The 19,358-nt window shown below is 37.9% G+C and carries 23 protein-coding genes; 16 read left to right on the plus strand and 7 right to left on the minus strand.

Annotated features, from left to right (window positions below):
• Positions 1 to 5: 5 nt before the first annotated feature.
• The 7 genes from MKY80_RS10300 to thrS all read left to right on the plus strand — a co-directional run bounded on the left by MKY80_RS10300 (position 6) and on the right by thrS (position 5,256).
• Positions 6 to 488 carry a GNAT family N-acetyltransferase gene (locus tag MKY80_RS10300; RefSeq protein WP_008174901.1) on the plus strand — a complete coding sequence of 161 codons (483 nt, stop codon included), beginning with the start codon at positions 6 to 8 and terminating at the stop codon, positions 486 to 488.
• A 51-nt stretch (positions 489 to 539) separates the two neighbouring features.
• A complete protein-coding gene (locus tag MKY80_RS10305) occupies positions 540 to 1,004 on the plus strand; it encodes a hypothetical protein (RefSeq protein ID WP_043989841.1) in 465 nt (154 codons plus the stop codon).
• Between the two features lie 134 nt (positions 1,005 to 1,138).
• Entirely contained in the window at positions 1,139 to 1,648 is a 510-nt protein-coding gene (locus tag MKY80_RS10310; RefSeq protein WP_008174898.1) for a hypothetical protein, read from the plus strand.
• A 133-nt stretch (positions 1,649 to 1,781) separates the two neighbouring features.
• On the plus strand, positions 1,782 to 1,946 hold the full coding sequence (locus tag MKY80_RS10315) for a hypothetical protein (RefSeq protein ID WP_342532850.1): 165 nt from the start codon (positions 1,782 to 1,784) through the stop codon (positions 1,944 to 1,946).
• A 3-nt stretch (positions 1,947 to 1,949) separates the two neighbouring features.
• On the plus strand, positions 1,950 to 2,372 hold the full coding sequence (locus MKY80_RS10320) for a hypothetical protein (protein ID WP_342532851.1): 423 nt from the start codon (positions 1,950 to 1,952) through the stop codon (positions 2,370 to 2,372).
• Positions 2,373 to 2,384: 12 nt separating this feature from the next.
• Complete coding sequence (locus MKY80_RS10325) at positions 2,385 to 2,741, plus strand: lipoprotein (RefSeq protein ID WP_008174895.1); 357 nt, start codon at positions 2,385 to 2,387, stop codon at positions 2,739 to 2,741.
• A gap of 601 nt (positions 2,742 to 3,342) precedes the next feature.
• A complete protein-coding gene (gene thrS / locus MKY80_RS10330) occupies positions 3,343 to 5,256 on the plus strand; it encodes a threonine--tRNA ligase (protein ID WP_008174893.1) in 1,914 nt (637 codons plus the stop codon).
• A gap of 106 nt (positions 5,257 to 5,362) precedes the next feature.
• On the opposite strand, the gene MKY80_RS10335 is transcribed toward thrS, so the two are convergent.
• Together MKY80_RS10335 and MKY80_RS10340 are read right to left on the minus strand one after the other, a co-directional pair.
• Positions 5,363 to 5,833: a hypothetical protein gene (locus MKY80_RS10335; RefSeq protein WP_043989840.1), complete on the minus strand. Its 471-nt coding sequence runs from the start codon at positions 5,831 to 5,833 to the stop codon at positions 5,363 to 5,365.
• A gap of 160 nt (positions 5,834 to 5,993) precedes the next feature.
• Positions 5,994 to 6,164 (minus strand): aspartyl-phosphate phosphatase Spo0E family protein, encoded by a 171-nt coding sequence (locus MKY80_RS10340; RefSeq protein ID WP_025117185.1) that lies wholly within the window; start codon positions 6,162 to 6,164, stop codon positions 5,994 to 5,996.
• Positions 6,165 to 7,074: 910 nt separating this feature from the next.
• Here MKY80_RS10340 and MKY80_RS10345 point away from each other — a divergent pair.
• Entirely contained in the window at positions 7,075 to 7,632 is a 558-nt protein-coding gene (locus MKY80_RS10345) for a histidine phosphatase family protein (RefSeq protein WP_089984574.1), read from the plus strand.
• A 160-nt stretch (positions 7,633 to 7,792) separates the two neighbouring features.
• Here the strand turns inward: MKY80_RS10345 and MKY80_RS10350 are convergent, their stop codons facing one another.
• Positions 7,793 to 8,347 carry a GNAT family protein gene (locus MKY80_RS10350; protein ID WP_342532856.1) on the minus strand — a complete coding sequence of 185 codons (555 nt, stop codon included), beginning with the start codon at positions 8,345 to 8,347 and terminating at the stop codon, positions 7,793 to 7,795.
• Between the two features lie 179 nt (positions 8,348 to 8,526).
• On the opposite strand from MKY80_RS10350, the gene MKY80_RS10355 reads away from it, so the two are divergent.
• From MKY80_RS10355 to MKY80_RS10365, 3 genes are read left to right on the plus strand one after another with little or no spacing between them, the layout of a single operon-like run.
• Positions 8,527 to 9,111, plus strand: coding sequence for an SMI1/KNR4 family protein (locus MKY80_RS10355; RefSeq protein WP_239355087.1), 585 nt, complete (start codon positions 8,527 to 8,529; stop codon positions 9,109 to 9,111).
• Positions 9,111 to 9,599 (plus strand): GNAT family protein, encoded by a 489-nt coding sequence (locus MKY80_RS10360; RefSeq protein WP_342532859.1) that lies wholly within the window; start codon positions 9,111 to 9,113, stop codon positions 9,597 to 9,599. The genes MKY80_RS10355 and MKY80_RS10360 overlap by 1 nt, the downstream gene beginning before the upstream one ends.
• Complete coding sequence (locus MKY80_RS10365) at positions 9,596 to 10,024, plus strand: GNAT family N-acetyltransferase (protein ID WP_107922201.1); 429 nt, start codon at positions 9,596 to 9,598, stop codon at positions 10,022 to 10,024. The genes MKY80_RS10360 and MKY80_RS10365 overlap by 4 nt, the downstream gene beginning before the upstream one ends.
• A gap of 17 nt (positions 10,025 to 10,041) precedes the next feature.
• Here the strand turns inward: MKY80_RS10365 and MKY80_RS10370 are convergent, their stop codons facing one another.
• Positions 10,042 to 10,779 (minus strand): class I SAM-dependent methyltransferase, encoded by a 738-nt coding sequence (locus tag MKY80_RS10370; RefSeq protein WP_342532861.1) that lies wholly within the window; start codon positions 10,777 to 10,779, stop codon positions 10,042 to 10,044.
• 506 nt (positions 10,780 to 11,285) lie between these two features.
• Here MKY80_RS10370 and MKY80_RS10375 point away from each other — a divergent pair.
• Both MKY80_RS10375 and ccsB read left to right on the plus strand, forming a co-directional pair.
• Positions 11,286 to 11,579: a CPBP family glutamic-type intramembrane protease gene (locus tag MKY80_RS10375; RefSeq protein WP_342533032.1), complete on the plus strand. Its 294-nt coding sequence runs from the start codon at positions 11,286 to 11,288 to the stop codon at positions 11,577 to 11,579.
• 234 nt (positions 11,580 to 11,813) lie between these two features.
• Entirely contained in the window at positions 11,814 to 12,983 is a 1,170-nt protein-coding gene (gene ccsB / locus MKY80_RS10380) for a c-type cytochrome biogenesis protein CcsB (RefSeq protein WP_342532863.1), read from the plus strand.
• A gap of 572 nt (positions 12,984 to 13,555) precedes the next feature.
• Here ccsB and MKY80_RS10385 read toward each other — a convergent pair.
• From MKY80_RS10385 to MKY80_RS10395, 3 genes are all read right to left on the minus strand, one after another.
• The gene (locus tag MKY80_RS10385) at positions 13,556 to 13,756 is read right to left on the minus strand and encodes a cold-shock protein (RefSeq protein ID WP_008174868.1); all 201 of its coding nucleotides are present in this window, start codon (positions 13,754 to 13,756) and stop codon (positions 13,556 to 13,558) included.
• Positions 13,757 to 13,983: 227 nt separating this feature from the next.
• A complete protein-coding gene (locus tag MKY80_RS10390; protein WP_008174867.1) occupies positions 13,984 to 14,610 on the minus strand; it encodes a response regulator transcription factor in 627 nt (208 codons plus the stop codon).
• Complete coding sequence (locus MKY80_RS10395) at positions 14,585 to 16,783, minus strand: ATP-binding protein (RefSeq protein WP_089984557.1); 2,199 nt, start codon at positions 16,781 to 16,783, stop codon at positions 14,585 to 14,587. Before MKY80_RS10395 ends, MKY80_RS10390 begins: the two co-directional genes overlap by 26 nt.
• Before the next feature lie 189 nt (positions 16,784 to 16,972).
• Here MKY80_RS10395 and MKY80_RS10400 point away from each other — a divergent pair, with 189 nt between their 5' ends.
• The 3 genes from MKY80_RS10400 to MKY80_RS10410 all read left to right on the plus strand — a co-directional run bounded on the left by MKY80_RS10400 (position 16,973) and on the right by MKY80_RS10410 (position 19,324).
• On the plus strand, positions 16,973 to 17,893 hold the full coding sequence (locus MKY80_RS10400; protein WP_089984555.1) for a hypothetical protein: 921 nt from the start codon (positions 16,973 to 16,975) through the stop codon (positions 17,891 to 17,893).
• 81 nt (positions 17,894 to 17,974) lie between these two features.
• Positions 17,975 to 18,952 (plus strand): thymidylate synthase, encoded by a 978-nt coding sequence (locus MKY80_RS10405; protein ID WP_008174863.1) that lies wholly within the window; start codon positions 17,975 to 17,977, stop codon positions 18,950 to 18,952.
• Between the two features lie 183 nt (positions 18,953 to 19,135).
• The gene (locus tag MKY80_RS10410) at positions 19,136 to 19,324 is read left to right on the plus strand and encodes a hypothetical protein (protein WP_164908709.1); all 189 of its coding nucleotides are present in this window, start codon (positions 19,136 to 19,138) and stop codon (positions 19,322 to 19,324) included.
• Positions 19,325 to 19,358 lie beyond the last annotated feature (34 nt).

Genomic DNA, 19,358 nt, shown 5'->3' on the forward strand with positions numbered 1-19,358 from the left:
CAGACATGACAATCATTGAAATTCAACAATTACCACAACAAAATGTGCTTCATTTTTTTAAGGAGCATTGGGGAACTACAGAAATGGTCATTTCAAGTGGCGTTTATGACTGTAGTCAATTAGAGGGCTTCGCTTTTGTCAATGACCGTCAAGAGATGATAGGGCTTGTTACTTACATTATTCGTAAGCAAGACTGTGAAATCATTTCTCTCGATAGTCTTCAAGAAGGCAAAGGTATCGGTTCAGCGCTTGTACAAGCAGTAGAACAAATAGCTTTTGATAACGGTTGTACAAGCATTACTCTTATTACAACGAATGATAATTTACATGCCCTAAAGTTTTATCAAAAAAGGGGATATTACTTCATCGAAATCTTGCCTAATGCGGTGGAAAAGGCAAGAGCCTATAAGCCTTCCATCCCATTTATCGGCAATGATGGCATTGCGATACGAGATGAATTACGACTACAAAAACAGCTTGACTTCTAAAAAGTCAGGTTGTTTTTTGTTATACTGAGAAAGTGGAAAGAGAGGGAACATATGAAAAAAATAGTATTTGCCTTATTACTAAGTGTGCTTGTGGTGGGCGCCGCATTTATGATTTATCTTAAGAGTAATCCACCGCTTGTCATTCAAAGTTACACAAGTAAGCAGGGCAATGAAGCGGTCAAGATCATTGCGATTGAAAACAAAGGATTACGTGAAATTAAGCTTACGCAACTACTTGTTAATGAAAAACTTCCTGACAGTGCTGAGCTTGTCATTAGTAAGTCTGAACCATTTGAGGTCGAAACAAAACTAGAGGGAAATACCAATATGTCATTTCATAAATTAACGCAAGTTAAAGTTTTACCTCGTTCATACATAGATCAACAAGCAATTGGCAAGCAGCCACAGCATTACGCGGTTCAAGTCAAAGCAGCCGACATCAAAAAGGTGAAGATTCAATATGAATATTTACGCATACCTTTTACCCTAACTGCGGAACTTCAACAAGGTCAATAGACAGACGATACGCTAATTTTGTCTTATCATTTATGCCTGTGTCATTTCTTAAGATTGTTTGCTGAAAAGCACTAATTTCTCCTAAATCATGGTAATATTATAGTAATAGCAATCGTGATACTAGGAGGGACCTAATGGCAATTATCATAATGGGTATAGTACTATTTATCTGTGTTATCACTGTGGCTTTAGTGTTAATGAAAAAGTTATCGAAGAATGAAATTATGCTTGAAGTAACAGCCACCTCAGAAGGAAAAAATGAATTAGATCAAGCGATAATGAAAATATATTTTACGTATTCTATCGGCAAACTTGCTAGTAGGAAACGTCAAATCCTTGGCAGTGTTGAATGGTCTGATGGGTGGATGCCTGTTAGCTATAATCTAAAGGAAAATGGTGTGTATCGTGAGGAGCGATTACTTTATGCAACAAAAAATCAGTCCTACTCAACCTTTGAGATTCATGCACCCAATGCAATCGATGATCAAGGGCGAGGTGAAGGGTACGCTGTTCTTGTATTGGAAAATCCCGATATTTCCCATAGATCATCTAGAGCAGGTGTCATCCTTGCCGTCACAGCCAATATGATTACATATCAATTATCAGATTCCACTAGCTGGCATAATGAAGTTGTTATCAATTAACTCGAAAAAAGCTATCCAAATAGGGTAGCTTTTTTTATTAGTGCTAAAAAGTAAAATTAGGCTGATTATGGAACTAAATGAGGGGAATAACGTATAGAAAGAAGAGGGACTTGTAGGATGGAGGAGGATGTAGATGAACGAAATGCCAAGCATACACCAAAAACGATTGGCAATAGATGAGCAAATAAGTGCACTCTTATTTCAACGGAAAGAGCTCTCTGCTCATACAAAAGATAGCCCAACAGATGAAATGATGAAGGAATGGGCGCAAAAATATGGTTTCGATGACAAATTTTAAACCATGATTTTCAGTGTGATTAAATCAGAAAAATACTATCAATCACGTGTCGAGCCAGTCGGATTTCGTCAATATATTGCGGTATTACAATCGCAGGGAGTGGGAGATCGAATCTATACGATTTCTTATGTTCGCCAATACGAAAATACAAGTGTTGTACAGCTTTTGATTGACTGGGATTATGAGGAAGATTCCTATCAAGATATTCATCAAAGATCAAATCGCCATTATTTAGGGTTATTTATAGACCAGAATTATGAATGCCGCCATACAGGAGCATGTGGTTCAGATGGATATGAAAGTAATAGATATGTAGTGACGCCACCATTACCAGATGACATACAAGGACTCAGCTTTATTTTTACAGAATACAAAGATGTGTTTGAAGAAAAACCAACAGGATTGACTGTCACCATGCATTGTTAGGGGGAATAAAATATGAAGAAATGGATAGTGCCAATTGTTTTACTACTTCTGTTAACAGCCTGTCAGAGTCCTGAGCAGGAAGTGCATTATATCGCTAAGAGTGAGCATTGGAAAGCGATCTACCATAGTAATTCTGATCAAGGATTACGCTTATATTATCTTGATGAGAAGGATGATTTAGGGCCCTTACAAATCACCATTGAAGGGGAAAAGGAATCCCAAAATATAATGGATGTGCAGTTAAATAAAGAGGGGTATTATTCATTTACGAAAAAAGAAAGTGAGAAGTTTTTTAAACGGAATGCTAAGCCAATTATTCATATGCAATGGCTATCTGAAAATGAGTCTTTAGAAATAAAGAATCATTAATGGATAATAATAATTCGATACAGAACTTTTGGGCTCATTGTTTCATATGTTATAGGGATATCGTGTATGACGCGTTATGTATGTAAGTTGAAATAAATGTAAGCGTTACGAATTTTGACCAGAACAACCGTGGTCATTGAAACGGACGATTTTTTTATTTCAAGGTTTGACAAAAAAAACAGAATTCGTTATAGTAATTAACAATTTCATGCAAAAATGAAATGAGCCATGATAAGGACAAGAGATTCGATCAACCATTTTCAGAGAGGGAGGCCTTCGCTGCAAGCTTCCTAATGTTGTGATCCCTTCTTACTACCTTGGAGCTGTGCTTGGAAACTTGCACCGTCTTTTGCAACGTTACGGCAAAATCAATGAGCCACTAGTCTATTTACTAGTGGGAATTTGGGTGGAACCACGGGTAATGAACACATACTCGTCCCTATGTAGGGGCGGATATGTGTTTTTTTATTTTGGTCCCCATTCTAAAAGCTGAATGAGGATCAAGTCTTTGGCAGGTCCATAGTTTTTCAAATTGTAGTCACAATTAGGACTTCTATGACACACCATAGCAAAATTGATAAAAATTAAAGGAGTCGAGAACATGTCAAATCAAGTTATTCACATTCAATTTCCAGATGGTCAACAGCAAGCATTTACAAAAGGCGTGACACTAACCGAAATTGCCCAAGCGATTCGTCCTGAGCTTCGCAAAAAGGCAGTAGCGGGGAGTGTCAATGGAACCATCGTTGATTTGACGCGCCCGATTATGGAAGATGCTCAAATTACATTGTATGATGCTAGCTCTAAGGAAGGAATTGAAGTTATTCGTCATTCAACGGCCCATTTATTAGCACAGGCTGTCAAACGTCTATACCCCCATGCACAGTTTGGGGTAGGACCCGTGATTGAAAACGGCTTTTATTATGATATAGACATTGCGGATACACTGGCACTAAGTGATTTACAACAAATTGAAAAAACGATGAAACAAATTGTGCGGGAAAATGTACAAATCAAGCGACGAGAGGTTTCGAGGAATGAAGCTAAGGAGCTTTTTGCTCATGATGCGTTAAAGCTGGAACTGTTGGAGTCTATTCCCGCTGATGAAACCGTGACGATTTATGAGCAGGGTGAATTTTATGATTTATGTCGAGGTTCCCATGTTCCGTCTACGGGGAAATTACAACACTTCCAATTAATGCATGTATCGGGTGCGTATTGGCGAGGCGATAGCGACAATCAAATGCTACAACGTATTTATGGGGTTGCCTTTGCAACAAAAGAAGAACTTCAACAATACTTCGTGTTTTTAGACGAAGCAGAAAAGCGAAATCACCGTAAACTAGGCAAGGAACTTTCGTTGTTTATGTTTTCAGAGGAAGCGCCGGGAATGCCCTTTTATTTAGCAAATGGTCAAATTTTACGGAATGAGCTGGAATCCTATTTGCGAAATTTACAAGCAAAATATGACTATCGAGAAGTACGGACACCTCTAATGATGAATCAGCGTTTATGGGAACAGTCAGGTCATTGGGATCACTATAAAGACAATATGTACTTTACACAGGTGGATGATCAAAGCTTTGCCTTAAAGCCAATGAACTGTCCAGGACATATGCTCATCTTCAAAAATAGCCTACATTCTTACAGAGATTTACCAATACGAATGGCAGAATTCGGGCAAGTGCATCGCCATGAATTTAGCGGTGCGCTGAATGGATTGTTACGCGTTAGGTCATTTTGTCAGGATGATGCACATATTTTTGCAACACCGCAGCAAATTGAAAATGAAATTGCATTGGCTCTAAAAATAATAGATGAGGTGTACAATGTATTTGGTTTCCAATATTCGGTAGAACTATCGACACGTCCAGATGACTATATGGGAGAATTGTCGTTATGGGATCAGGCAGAAGAGGCGCTTGAAAATGTGCTGACAAATTTAGGAATCGACTATACGATTAATGAGGGGGATGGGGCTTTTTACGGGCCGAAAATCGACATTCATATTAAAGATGCCATCCAACGAAGTCATCAGTGTGCCACAGTACAACTCGATTTCCAGCTACCTGAGAAATTCGATTTAACATACATTAATGAACACAATGAAAAAGTTCGACCTGTTGTCATCCATCGTGCGGTGTTTGGTTCCATTGATCGTTTCCTAGGTATTCTCATTGAGCATTTTGGAGGGGCGTTCCCGATTTGGCTTGCACCGCAACAAGTGCAAGTCATTGCAGTGGCGGATGCACATCAAGACTATGCTAAGCAAGTAGTAAAAGCCCTACAACATGAACAAATTCGGGTGCAACTTGACGATCGTCAGGAAAAGCTCGGTAAAAAGATTCGGGAGGCACAATTGCATAAAATACCGTATATCCTTGTTATCGGGGATCGAGAGACTGCCCATCAAAATGTGTCTGTCCGTAGACATGGACAACAAGCCACTGTTGAATATTCCATATCACAATTAATAGAGGAAATGACAGAAGCCATCAAACTAAAGAGCTTATAAAAGAAAGCTTGCTTTGAATAGATCTACTATTCAATGCAAGCTTTTTAAAAAAATTTCTATTTTTTTGAAATGACTACTAGAATCTAGTTGCGATGCATACAATGAATTAAAGGTCCTTGGTCCTCTCTTGGAATTGGGATTGACCAAGTAATACTGTTTGTGTTTCAGCGTCGATGACTAGAAATTTTCGATAGGTCTCATCGGTATTGTGCTGAAAAGATGCTAAAAAATAAACTTGTCGATTGGGATGAACAAAAGTATGTTGAGAGAGGTCTATTATTTCTTGTTTACTATTGGTTTGTAAATAAAAATTTTCTGTCGCCTCTGCTATATCTCTAAAGGCCATTTTTTGCCGAATATTCCATGACGCATGGGGATATTCCTCGTAAATTGTACGATTAAGCTGCTGATAAAATTCGTCCTCATCACGAAACGATTGAAATTGGTTGTTTGGATATTGATATAGTGTATTTATTTCAGTTGGTGTGCAAAGTGTGGGTGCCGTATGGTCTACTGAATGTTGGGGTGGCAATAATATTTTGGAAACAACCATAAAAGTTAAGATGAATACATGCATTATTCAACCTCCAGATGTCTTCTTATCAAAAACATCGCCTACTTTTTTGGGATCTATACATGTAGAGGTTGGCTAGCCGAATGCAAAGATAAAACCAGCCAGAATTCAGGTCTGGCTTTACCCATATCTATACTTTCTTCTATTATATGCCTCGTTATGATTAGGAAGCTTGTGCTTGTTTTAAATATCTATTTAGTAGGACGTCCAATTCTTGACTGTAATCTACTACAGCCGGATGAGTGAAACCAAGATCCTTTGCTTTTTTATACATAATTCTACGTTTGATCTCAATTTCCGCCTTCAAGAATTGTTTAAGCAATAAGTTTACCAAGATATTTTCCTCCTAATTTTTTATCCTTATTCATAAAATTAATTTCTTATGACCTCGATTCAACTTTTTCATTGTATATCACTTATATTAAAAAAAATGTCATATTGTGTATCGTAACTCAAATTCGTAATTTAGTCACAGATAGGGACCTTCATCCTGTTATGCGAAAAACAAACATTTTTCACTGTTTAGTTAAAAGGATTTATTATAATATCCATTTATTTCATAAAAATTAAGTATATTAACCCTAACTGTTGAGCTGTTAGGGTTGTTTTCGTGTTTCAATTTAGAAAAAATTAAGTGAGAAAAAGAGTGGGCTTAAACCATTTATACTATGAAAAAAGTTGTTGTTTGATATTGAATTTTCCAACAATTTATGGCGTTATTCGTATCTTGTCACATTTTATCAAATAAGCTTTAATGTTGTTTAGAAATGGGGACATTTCATTGAGTGTGGAGAATTATTGAGAATTTTTGAAATTAATGGAATAATAGAAGGGGTATGAAAGAGTAACTTTGTTGTCGCTACTTTTCCAAATAAACGAGCAGCATGTGAAGTGGAGGAGCTCTCACATGGGAACCATCCGTTGGAATACCTTTACTAAAATATGAAACGTATCAGCTTTTCTTAAATTAATATTATTACTACGTTGAAAATAATTGAGTAAATGCTGTCTCGCTGGATGCATTATAGGCCATTACATATAGTAATCACGAATACGCAATAAAAGAATTGTTTGAGCAACAACTTGAAGTGAATTGGCTTGTTTGATGTAATGACGAATAGCTTTAATAAAACGCGCAATTCTGATATGCATGTTTATTTGGAAATTACTGTGGATAGCAGGCGATTTTTGCATGGTAATTTCATTTACCTTGATTCAGCGAATGATGAGTGGAGGAGACAAGAATGACAGAATTATATTTTGTGAGACATGCACATGCCGATTATTCCGAGGATGAATATCATCGTCCACTATCATTAAAAGGAATTAGGGATGTAGAACGAGTGACATCTTTATTTAACGATCAACGCATCGATGCAATCTATTCGAGTCCTTATAAAAGAGCCATTCAAACAGTACAGGGTATTGCTAGGTATCATGATGTACCAATTCAAATTGTGGATGCACTAAAGGAACGACAGCTTGCCAATGGAGCGATAGAAAATTTTCAGGAAGCACTACAACGAGTTTGGGAAGAGCCTAGTTTTGCATGGGCTGGTGGAGAGTCCAATCAGCAGGCAATGGCACGGGCTGTACAGAGCTTACAAACTATCATTCTTTCTCACCCCCATGACAGCATTGTTATTGGTACACATGGCAATATAATGGTGCTGATGATGCAATCCTTTGATTCACAGTATGATTATGTATTTTGGCAAACGCTGTCTATGCCTGATATCTACCGATTATCTTTCCGTGAGCTGACTTTATTAGAAGTGGAGCGAGTATGGCAAAAGGGCTGATAGACAGCTAGTGATGGTCTTATGGGAGGGTCCATGTAAAGGACGATGATTGAGGCAGTTGGATAGCTACGTGAATGGATTCGTTAAAACCCAGTCGAGTTGATGTAAAGAAAGAACCCCAAAGAAGACACGATTTATGTATCTCCCCTGGGGACATTTACTATTTGACTTGGTTCCATTCAGAACGTAATAAGCCAAATACTATGAGGTCATGGAAGGTGCCGAAGCGGAATATTTCATTTCGTAAATGCCCTTCCTTCGTGAAGCCGCATTTTTCATAGGAGCGAATAGCTGCAGGATTAAAGCTGAATACTTGCAGTTTGATTTTTTGAATGGCCATGTATTGGAAAATGAATTCAATGAGTGTTTTCATAGCATCCGTGCCATAGCCTTTTCCTTGCCATTGCTGTCCAATTGAAATGCCCACAGAGCAAGTGCTATTTTGCCAGTTAACAGCAAAAACACCACAGGAACCAATCAGTTGCTGAGTCGCTTTTTCATAAATACCAAAGAAAAATTCATCTTTTTTTCCACTGATAGAATGAAAGAATGCGGAATGGTCCTCCATCGTTTGAGGGAAGGGAATTTCATCATTAGCTAGGAGTAAAGTTTTTGTTTCACTTTCAATGGCTACAAATGATTCTAAGTCAGCGGGGGCCATTTGCTGTAATGTAATGGATTGACCGGTTAAAAATGTTTTTAAATAATGATCCATCTATGATTCTCCCTTTAATAAGGGCTGCAAGTATCGTTACAACCCCTAGATTGATAGCAAAGCTTTAACGTCTACTGCCATTTTCGCACTCATAGGCACAACTCCTTTAGTTTGAGTGCTTAAATTGTACCATGTCTACCAATTTAGGGGAATATTTTTCAAGAGAGGAAGGAATAGCCGTGCATACAGCCTATTTTAAGAATTTACTACAATATTTACCGCAAGAGGAGCAACAACAATTACAGAAAGCAAATGGTGCCACAGATGCACAAATTGAAAGCTTACTAGAAATATTTCCACAAAGTCCGCAATCCTTCATTGAACTACTACAGGATGTCAACGGTACTTACCATTGTAAGCATGGACAAGAAAACATTAGTGTGCTTGTACTAGGTTCCGATTTGGGGGATTATCCGTACTATTTAAAGGCAGTTGAGCAAATACTAGCAGATGCTCAAAATCAGCGTGAAACGATTTTTGAGCGTTATCAGGACTTTTTAGAGTATGTGGACATAGATAAAAGGATAAATATGCATGTACCGTTAAACGAACGATTATGCTTTGCAGATTGCATGAATAATGGAGGAACATCCTGTTTGTATCTTGATTTTTCGCCAGCTGAAGGCGGAAAAATGGGGCAAGTGGTTCGATATGTCCATGATCCCGATAGCTTTGAGGTCATCGCTTCTTCATTTGATGAATATTTACAACAGCTTGTTGAGGGGGAATATGAGTTTACAGCTCTCTACGAGGAGGAGTTTTGATGGCTCTGACATTGAAGTTTTATGAGGACAAGGCTCAATTGTTAGTAGAGCAATATACCATTACAGAGGAGCAGCTTCGCTATACAAAGTCGCCAAAGGATAGCATTGAACTTGCTAAGGAGGATGACAGTAGACATGCTGTTTTAGCTTTCGATGGAGACAAGCTAGTAACCTTTTTTGTGTTACATGAAAAAGAAGGGGTGAAGCCTTATTCCTCGAATGAACGGGCGTTACTAATTCGCTCATTTTCGACCGATTTTCATGAGCAGGGCAAAGGCTATGCAAAGGCAGCTCTCCAAATGTTACCAGACTTTGTTCATCAGCATTTTCCATTGATGAATGAGCTAGTACTAGGCGTAAATATCCCAAATGTATCAGCACAGGCACTCTATATAAAATGTGGGTTTGTAGATGAGGGGAAACAGGCGACAGGCTTTGGCGAAGAACTAAAGGTAATGAGTTATTATATAAAGGATGTGGAAATTTGAGCAATATAAAAGTGGCAGGGTTGGAGCATTTGCAGACACTATGTGCAATCGATCAAGAGGTGATTGGAAACGCATCCAGAAGTGATGAAATTCAGCAAGCCATCGAGGAGGAACGTTGTCTTCTTCACCATTTTGCTGATGATATTACAGGATTCTTAATTTCTACTGAGGACTTTTTTGGCTATGACTTTATTTCCTTAGTCATTGTTAAGCCATCAGCTCGAAGAAAGGGAATCGCCTCTGCCTTAATAAATGCATATGTAAAAACAAGCAAAACGTTAAAGGTTTTTTCCTCCACGAATCAATCTAACACAAGTATGCAACATGTATTTCAAGCCTTAGGGTTTGTTAAAAGCGGGGTTATTAATAATCTGGATGACGGTGACCCAGAAATTATTTATGTAAAAATAGCCTCACCACTGTAGTAGGGTGAGGCTTGCCTTTATTTTTTTGCTTTTACAAATAAAAAGGATGGTCGGCGAAGTTCCTTTTCAATAGAAGGAAGCCGTTGAATAGCTTCCTCGCTTGGCTGAGGTTCAACCATTTTGTCGATCGATAAGCCATGGTCGATTAATGTATTGATGATTGTAGCAATAGTGCGATGATATTTGACCACTCCGTCTACCAGCCATGTTTGCTGTCTTATGCCTTCTTCTTGGTAATTATCCGTTGCATAGTGTAGCCGTTTACCTTGTTCATCGTAAATCCAATTACCCTCCTTCGTTCGGCGAGCAGTAGCAATCGGATGCTCCACGGAGAAAATAAAAACGCCGTCTGGACGTAGCATTTGGGCAATTTGTCTAATGACTGCCTCAAAATTTTTAACATAATGAAGCGAAAGTGAGCTTGTTATACAATCAAAACGATTGGCGGATGCTTCATAATCCTCAATTGCTTGAAGCTGATAATCAATTTGTGGATGTGCATTTTCTGACTGAGCGATGGACAGCATATTACTTGAAACGTCCAAAGCAGTCACATGCTTGGCGTGGTGTTGGATACAGTATTGGGCGAAGTCACCCATGCCACAGCCAATATCGAGCATTTCTAAATTCGTTAAAGAGGGCAGTAATGATTTCATGGTAGGCTGCTCTAATAAGCGATTATAATTAGATGGTCTTTGCCGTAATGCCTTGTATTGATGGAAAAATTCAGGGTTGTCATAAATATTTTGTTTCATTATAACCTCCAGCTTGTGAAACATAACGTTATGTCATTTGTGCGCACTCTTATTTTCCCATGCGAGACGAAAAAGAAATAGACTTATAATCCAATTTTTTGTAAGATGTAGATAGAGGCATGCCATCATTTAATAACGATTAAATTCCATATATTAACAAATATATGGTTTGTTTTTTGAGGAGGAAACTAATGAAAAATTATGTTCTACTCAGGACGATGTTTTGTATATATAGCCTCACAGTTTTGACCCATTATTTTCTGACTTTCCTAGAGCATGGAAGAGCATTTTTTGTTACCATGATCATCCCACTACTATCAGTGATTATTGTTCAAAAGATTTTCACCAAGCTACCCATCCTATCAACTTTTTCCTTCACAAAGCCTAAATGGTCATGGCTCCTAGCCAGTATTTTCATCCCTTTTTTGTTAGGTCTCCTAGTACATAGTTATTTTTACTTGACGCATCATCCATCTTTTCTCATCATCACCCCATCTCAACTGAGTATGTTATTACTAATAGGGCTCACCATTAGTACAGGCTTGGCTTTACTAGAAGTAGTCGTCTGGCGAGGCAACTTTCATGTATATTTGCGGCAACGCTATAGCTTTTGGTCGACCGCTACCCTTACTGGAGTAGGGTGGTCTTTATGGCATCTACCTATAGTTGTACTATATAAGCCCTATATGATGCCAGCTGTTGGAATACCTGCGTATTTGTTGCTCCTTTTTGTGTTATCCATCGTGCTTTCAATCATTCGAGAAGTAGGTCAATCCATTGTGCCTGTTGCTATTTCATAGAATGATGAATGTCTTTTACTTAGGGGTTAGTCAGAGTATGACCGTTTCTCCAGATAACCAAGAGATCGTCAAATGTCTTACGATTATCTTGTTCCTCTTCCTTTATTGCCATAAAAATGTAACAATTTTTAAAAATTAAAAAAATTAAAAGGAAAATATGGCACTTCTTGTCATCTGTAGCGTTCTTATTATTTGGAAGCAAATTCCGTATTAAAAGACGTTGGAGGGATTTAGTTGAATCAAGAAACCTTATTATCCTTTAGTAGCAATTCCTTATTTATTGCCTTCATTCTACTACTGATTGCGATTGTGCCATTAGGGCTTGCCGTCAAATCGAAAGGGAAGATGTTTGGCAAGCTAGGTATACTTCTTACTTATGCAGCCTTTGTCCTGCAACTCGTTTATTTCGTGGTGAGATGGGTAGCTGTAGAGCATGCACCCGTCAGCAATATGTATGAATTTATGACGTTCTTTGGCATCATGCTCACAGGGAGTTATCTCATCATCCATTTTTTATACAAGCAGCTTGTTGTGGGCTTATTTACAATTCCTGTGTCATTAATCATTCTTGGCTATGGAAGCGTTTTTGCGAAAGAAGTGTCACCACTCGTACCTTCCTTGCAGAGTCACTGGTTAACGATACATGTGATGACCGTCGCTTTTTCCAGTGCGATTCTATCGGTATCCTTTGCCACTGGATTAATATTTTTATTAAGCACATTGGATGTTTCCAAAAGATCCATCCATACATATTCGTTAGAATTTGTCTTGTATTGCTTAGTTGTCGTAATTGGATTTATCGGCATTTCGACTTTTTTCAGCCTAACAGCGGATGACCTACAAGTACAATTCGAGAATGTTCAAGGTCAATCAGAAAAAGCAGTCTATTCCATGAAACCCTTAATCGTGAATAAAGGAGCAGTCACAGAAAATGGTGATTCTGCTGGTTTAATCGAAATAACAAATAAAATAGATGCTAAAAAGTTAAATTCGATTGTCTGGGCATTTATGATTGGTACGGTCTTATATGTTGCCATTCGTCTGGCTACAAGAAAATCGGTGAGTGCTACATTAAAGCCATGGACAAGTCGGGTTCAGCCACAATTAATGGATGAAATCTCCTATCGAGCAGTTGTCATTGGCTTCCCACTATTTGCATTAGGTGGGCTGTTATTTGCCATGATTTGGGCACAAATAGCTTGGAGCCGGTATTGGGGATGGGACCCTAAAGAGGTTTGGGCGCTAATTACTTTTTTATTCTATGCAGCCTTTCTCCATTTCCGCTTATCCAAAGGCTGGGAAGGGGAGAAAACAGCCTGGCTTGCCATCATTGGCTTCAGTATCATCGTGTTTAATCAGGTGTTTGTTAATCTAGTGATTGCAGGCTTGCATTCTTATGCGTAGGGACCATTTGCCATTTGATGCCGAAGGAGCAACGCATTTAGATAGAAAGGACGCCTTCAACTTATTCAAGCGAAGCCATATAATGAAAGGGAAAAATCGATGACCATGTCCTTTTTTCTAAAATTGAATATTGTTAGTCTGCTGTACGGTTGGATTTTCTTTATATGTATGACATTACAACTCAATTATTATCGATTACTACGACTTACAGGCTGGACAGCTGACAATTTGGATCTTTTCTTGCTTATTGTTCAATTAGTAGGCCTTAGCGTAGCGACGATATTTATATATAAGCTCACCGTTACGTGGCTTGGGCATCGCCGCTGGATTTATGCAACAATGATTCTATGGTTACCGTATACTGGATTTTCACAATGGTTTTTACCTACCTGTTTCCCATTTCCGATCGAGGAGATATGCCAGTACCTGTGCAAGGGCTTATTCTGTTGGTCATGCTTTGGGGATATCCGTTGTATATTGCCATCATAAGTCTTGCTGCGAGGACATAAAAAAAGAGACATCTTCAAAATGGATGTCTCTTTTTTCATTTGCTCGTCTATGTTTGGTGAATATTATATTTTCACTACATTCGTTGCTTGAGGTCCGCGGTTGCCTTCTTCTACGCCGAATTCAACTTTTTGGCCCTCTTCTAAAGTTTTGAAGCCATCTGTTTGGATAGCTGAGAAATGTACGAATACATCATTGCCACCTTCAACTGCAATGAAGCCAAAACCTTTTTCTGCGTTAAACCATTTTACTGTCCCTTGTGTCATGTAAACACCCTCCCAAAAAAATTCAACAATCAATTTCTTCAATACATATAAAAAGCGGATTCAAAAGCTGTATTACCTTTGAATACAAGTTTTTAATCGTAGCAATGAAGTAATGTAATTATTAGCTTTATTATAGTACAGAATTGTTTGTATATCCAGTAAATTCCGTTTTTAGTAAGAAAAAATTTACAATTGTAATCTATTAGTAATGAAATGTTCTTCTAGCATTAGTTAATCCATGCTTTTTCCTTTGCTACAATTACTGCCTCTGCACGAGATTCAACGTTTAATTTAACGAATAGTTTCGATAAATAATTCTCTACGGTTCTTTGGGTCACACCGATAGCAGACGCAATGGCTTTATTTGTACAGCCTTGAGCTACGAGCTGTAAAATTTCCTGTTCTTTATCGCTGAGTAATACTTCCTGCTGGGTATTCGGCAAATTGGATCGTTGCTGGACAAAATCTAAGAAGTCTGCTGCCAGTAATATTTCGCCACGTAGAGCTGCTTGAATCGTTTGGATGACTTGCTCTTTTGTAGCTAGTTTTGATAATAAACCATCAATCTTTTTCTCAATTAATAGCTCATAATAATCGGCAAGCTCGTAGCCTGTATAGAGAATAATGAGGGCCTCTGGTTGTTTTTTCTTGATCATTTCTGCTAGTTGGATACCGTTGATCGGTTTCATATTAATATCAATGAGAAATAACTGAAAGGCTTCCGTATCCATTCTTAGTAAAACTGCTGCACTATCCTGCTCTGTTTCAATCTGGACATTGACTAAATCCTGTAACAATGTTTTTGTACCATCTAAAACGACAGGATGGTCATCTATAATAAGTATGTTCATCATATGAATCCCCGTCCTCTTGTATTTGAATAAAAATATGCATACCTTCATTGTGTCTAGATTGGATGGTGATGTCCCCGTTAAAGGCACGGACACGCTCACGAATTCCATTAATGCCCATGGAAGCTGATGACTGAATTAAATCCTCAATATCACAGCCTACTCCATTATCTTCATATTGTAGAATAAAGCCTTGAGGTATCGCTCGTAGAGTTAGTGAAACTTCTGTAGCATTAGCGTGTTTAATCGCATTATTTAATAGCTCCTGAACTAGGCGATAGACGACTAGATGGAGCGTGGCATCCTGAAATTCCACTCGTTCAATTTGAGAGCTTACTAAAAAGTCAGCCCGTATTTTTACCTTTTGTATTAATTTTTTTAGGGCTATTTGTAAGCCGAAAGTATCGAGTAATGGTGGACTTAAATTCTCACAATACTCTCGTAGATCCTTTGTGGCATTCAGGAGCTGTTCACGAATATCCAAAATGGTGTCCCTTTGAATAATAGGAGTGCCAGCAAGGACATCGAGTTCTCTTGCTAAATGTAGCTGCTCCTGCAAAATCGTATCATGTAGTTCCTGAGCTAAAATACTCTTTTCCTTCTCAATAATATTCCATAATAGTTTATCAAGCCAAGGAAGCGGTGTATCACTGGTGTTTTTCATATGTTGAACTTCGAGTACTAAATCTTCAATTTGCTGTAAATTATTAATAGACATTGAAACATAAAGTGCGAGTAGCTCTAGCCATAATAATTCTTCCTTTTGTAGCGTATGCTTTATTTCTAACATTATTTTTTCGTCACCTGCATCATGCAGCAGCAATTTTGTGTAGTAGCTTCCGAGCATGGGAGCTGGTGTATCCTCTGTGACCGTTCTTATAAGAAAGGCTGTCGTGCCTAATTTTTCAGTAATTTCAAACTTAAAGCGTTCCAGTAATTCTTGTTGATTTTTAGCCTTGCCCATACGTTGCACGGCGGCATATAAATTATGTACATAATTTCCAGTAGAAGAAAAAATAATTTTTCGATACTTAAAATCAATACGTTCCTTAATATAAAAACTAGCCATCATCACCATGAAAACTAGTAAAAAAATACTTGTAACATGGACTACAGATAATTGACCCATAAACAAAAGGGCAATACCTGTTGTCAGTAGAAGGGCACTGAAAAACGCCAGTGTCGAATAATAACGTAATCGTGATAATTGGTATTCAATATCAAATAATCGTTCATTCACTTGGATGAACAGAAATGAAAAAGGAATAAATAATAAAAATAACGCGGCGATATCAGCATGTAATAACGGCTTATTACCTAAAATTTCAGGTGTCACGAAAAAGATCAGGAATGGCAAAAATGGAATGATAAAGGCTATGGCAATCAACCGAATTTTAGCTAATTTTGTGCGCAAATAACTTGTTAATAAAATATAAATAGCGTACAGCACAAGGATTGCGAATATACCTAAGTTTAGGAGAGGAGTAATCTCTCGGAATGAAGGTATAAAACCTTCCAGAAAGTAACAACCTGGGATGACCAATGATGAAAAATAAAGCCATTTGCTGTCAATATAAGCCCATTTGATTTGAAGGTAACGGAAAAAGTGCTGTAAAAAATGAATGAATAGCACCATGCATAAAATAATACATAGGCCAATCACAATCTGGCCAATAAGATTGCCCCTTGCCGATGCCCCTGTACTAATATAGGCCAACGAACAGGTTAACAAAAATAAAGTCAATAAAAATGTCGGAGGGTTATCTTTATTGCGTTGCCATAAATAAATGGCCACACCGAAAGCTAAAAGAAAATAAAAGATCGGGAATAGAATTTGCAAATATAATTCTTCTGGCATATCAATATGCTTCACATCAATTGTTTGAATAGTCCCATCAGTCTTTTGGATAGTTAATTGTTTAGCACTTCTAATCAGTGAGAACAATCGCACAGAGCGATTTTCCAAAGCTGGCTGCCCATCAATAGCTAGTACAATATCACCCCGTTCGATATTTTTTTGATGAGCCCATGAAGTGTAGTAGCTATCCATAATAGCTGCTTGCCCATTTGTTGTATCAAGGGTGAGACTAATAAACGGTGTTTTTATGGCAATCGCTAATACGTAAATGCCGAGCATTAAATAGGTAAGAAAAATACAATATGTCCATTTTTTCATTTTGAAACCTCTGTTTGCTAGATGATAATAAACTCCTATATATTATCGCTAATTATTGATAAATTTGGAATACCGAAATAGAGGCTTTCGGAAAACCACTATTGCGTTTTCGGAATGACGAAATAGTTTTTTCGGACATGGCTATGATAGTGTAAGTTTAATAATTATGACGAAAAGGGGGACGGTGACGTGAAAAAAGGCGTTTTAACACTAATTCTTTTTTTCTTAATCGCTTTGATTATGATCCCATTGACCACGAAGGCTAAAATGGTTCATGAAGATAAAGTCGAGGTTGAAATTTGTCTAATCGGTAGCGATAACCATTTTGTTTATAAAATTCCAAAGAGATTACATAAAGATATACCCTATACGGAGATGAGAAATGGCATACAAGCATCTTTAGCCAGTCATTGGGAAATTGAAGAAGCTCGCTACGATACGAATAAATCGGATGTTTCCTATACTTTTTACATTCAGGATTTATTCCAAGAAAAGCAAGATGGGCAGCTAAAAGTTGCCATTCCCTATAGTATTTTGGTAGGGATGTTTGGAGAGCAAGATCCGATTCAATTGAAAATTTTAGCGAGTAAGTTATCGAATTGGACGGTGAACACGAAGGATTGGACAGCGCTCGGTTTTATGGAGCCTTTTACTTTTTTAAGTGAACGTCAATATGTTTATGAAGGAGCCGTGAATGATTTATTGAACCAAAGAGTAGGTCATTTTGATGGTACGATTCAGAAACGTCCATTTATCCTTTACGCGGTCATCTATTTTAGTTTTATGGTAGTCCAATTGCTAGCTTGTTTTATTTTATCGAGACGATTAAAAAGGAAAGTCATCAACAATCCAGCCAATTTACATCAGTTCCGTAAACTAAATTATATGTACCAATCATTGCCAATCATGATTATTGTTGCACAAATTGTATTCCTTGTACTTTCGGGCTTGATTACGGCATTCGGTCTTTATTTTAGTCCTGGCATCGATTTATTAGTTATTGTTGGACCTGTTTTATTAAATATCATCTTGCTTCCTACCTTCTTTGTCACAACAGAGAGTGAAATTTCAAGAGAGCTGAAGAACACTTCCTCCCATTCTGGCTTCTAATGAAATAATTTCTTCATACGAAAATACGTGATGAAATGGTATAATGGTCAACAGCAAACTGGAAGGAGCTGTTGAAGAAAAATGACGCATCCAGAAATGGCGTACTTAAATTTACTACAACATATATTAGAAAATGGCACGAAAAAAGAGGATCGAACTGGGACGGGTACATATAGCGTCTTTGGTTATCAAATGCGTTTTGATTTAAGTAAAGGATTTCCTCTTTTAACGACAAAGCGCGTACCTTTTAAGCTTGTCGCGAGCGAATTATTATGGTTCATTAAAGGGGATACGAATATCCGTTATCTATTGCAACATAATAATCATATTTGGGATGAATGGGCATTTAAAAAATGGGTTGAATCAGATGACTATACAGGACCAGATATGACTGATTTTGGTCGACGTTGTTTAGTGGATGACGCATTTAATACATTGTATCAGCAAGAGTTAGCCTCATTTTGTGAGCGTGTCTTAGCAGATGATGACTTTGCTCAAAAATACGGAGAGCTTGGCAATGTCTATGGCAAGCAATGGCGGCATTGGACAACTTCTACTGGGGAAAGTATCGACCAGTTGCAGGATGTCATTCATCAAATCAAGCATAATCCAGATTCACGCCGTATTATCGTCAATGCGTGGAACCCAGAGGATGTTATCAATGCAGGTGCGAAGGGCAGTAAAGCCGCATTGCCACCATGTCATGTCATGTTCCAATTTTATGTATCTAATGGCAAATTAAGCTGTCAGCTCATGCAAAGAAGCTTGGACACTTTATTAGGCTGTCCTTTTAATATAGCTTCGTATGCATTGTTAACACATTTGATTGCACATGAGTGTGGATTAGAGGTAGGCGAATTTATTCATAGCATTGGGGACGCGCATATTTATGCGAACCATGTGGAACAAGTAAAAGAACAGCTTGCTCGGGAGCCAAAGGAACTACCGACGTTACACATCAATCCAAATAAAGCATCGATTTTTGATATCGAGCTTGAGGATTTATCAATCGAGGGGTATGATCCACATCCCGCTATTAAGGCTCCGATTGCCGTCTAACATAAACAGCAGCCATTTTGGTTGCTGTTTTTTTTGGCACTATAACTAGGTCAAATTATATGTTTTGCTAAATAGGCTAGTAGTTGGATGACTGATAGCTAGGAAGTTGATTATAGTAATTGTGGGATTGTTAGCATTATTTGGAATGGGTAGTCGGTCAAATTTATGGTAGAGGTGAAAGTTGTGAAGAAAACAATGGTCCTTCCGGAAGTAGAAGAAAATGAGCAACAGTCCGATCATCTAGAACGAAAAAAGGTTTCCGAGCAACAAGCGCAGGACGCTAATACCTCCAATTTATCCCGGCAACAACTTTTCGACATGATGCAAGTGATTGAAGAAATCCGTATTAAAGGCTATAAAGAAAGACTATAAATGTAAGCGCCTTCTAAGCTATAATGGCTGAGGA

The organism is Lysinibacillus sp. FSL R5-0849 (assembly GCF_038595075.1).
GTDB classification, from domain to species: Bacteria; Bacillota; Bacilli; order Bacillales_A; family Planococcaceae; genus Lysinibacillus; species Lysinibacillus fusiformis.

Bases quoted from the DNA above. Each gene is read 5' to 3' on its own strand.
- MKY80_RS10300 (WP_008174901.1), top strand. From the start codon at position 6: ATGACAATCATTGAAATTCAACAATTACCACAACAAAATGTGCTTCAT.
- MKY80_RS10305 (WP_043989841.1), top strand. From the start codon at position 540: ATGAAAAAAATAGTATTTGCCTTATTACTAAGTGTGCTTGTGGTGGGC.
- MKY80_RS10310 (WP_008174898.1), top strand. From the start codon at position 1,139: ATGGCAATTATCATAATGGGTATAGTACTATTTATCTGTGTTATCACT.
- MKY80_RS10315 (WP_342532850.1), top strand. From the start codon at position 1,782: ATGAACGAAATGCCAAGCATACACCAAAAACGATTGGCAATAGATGAG.
- MKY80_RS10320 (WP_342532851.1), top strand. From the start codon at position 1,950: ATGATTTTCAGTGTGATTAAATCAGAAAAATACTATCAATCACGTGTC.
- MKY80_RS10325 (WP_008174895.1), top strand. From the start codon at position 2,385: ATGAAGAAATGGATAGTGCCAATTGTTTTACTACTTCTGTTAACAGCC.
- thrS (WP_008174893.1), top strand. From the start codon at position 3,343: ATGTCAAATCAAGTTATTCACATTCAATTTCCAGATGGTCAACAGCAA.
- MKY80_RS10335 (WP_043989840.1), bottom strand. From the start codon at position 5,833: ATGCATGTATTCATCTTAACTTTTATGGTTGTTTCCAAAATATTATTG.
- MKY80_RS10345 (WP_089984574.1), top strand. From the start codon at position 7,075: ATGACAGAATTATATTTTGTGAGACATGCACATGCCGATTATTCCGAG.
- MKY80_RS10350 (WP_342532856.1), bottom strand. From the start codon at position 8,347: ATGGATCATTATTTAAAAACATTTTTAACCGGTCAATCCATTACATTA.
- MKY80_RS10360 (WP_342532859.1), top strand. From the start codon at position 9,111: ATGGCTCTGACATTGAAGTTTTATGAGGACAAGGCTCAATTGTTAGTA.
- MKY80_RS10370 (WP_342532861.1), bottom strand. From the start codon at position 10,779: ATGAAACAAAATATTTATGACAACCCTGAATTTTTCCATCAATACAAG.
- MKY80_RS10375 (WP_342533032.1), top strand. From the start codon at position 11,286: ATGTTATTACTAATAGGGCTCACCATTAGTACAGGCTTGGCTTTACTA.
- MKY80_RS10385 (WP_008174868.1), bottom strand. From the start codon at position 13,756: ATGACACAAGGGACAGTAAAATGGTTTAACGCAGAAAAAGGTTTTGGC.
- MKY80_RS10390 (WP_008174867.1), bottom strand. From the start codon at position 14,610: ATGATGAACATACTTATTATAGATGACCATCCTGTCGTTTTAGATGGT.
- MKY80_RS10395 (WP_089984557.1), bottom strand. From the start codon at position 16,783: ATGAAAAAATGGACATATTGTATTTTTCTTACCTATTTAATGCTCGGC.
- MKY80_RS10405 (WP_008174863.1), top strand. From the start codon at position 17,975: ATGACGCATCCAGAAATGGCGTACTTAAATTTACTACAACATATATTA.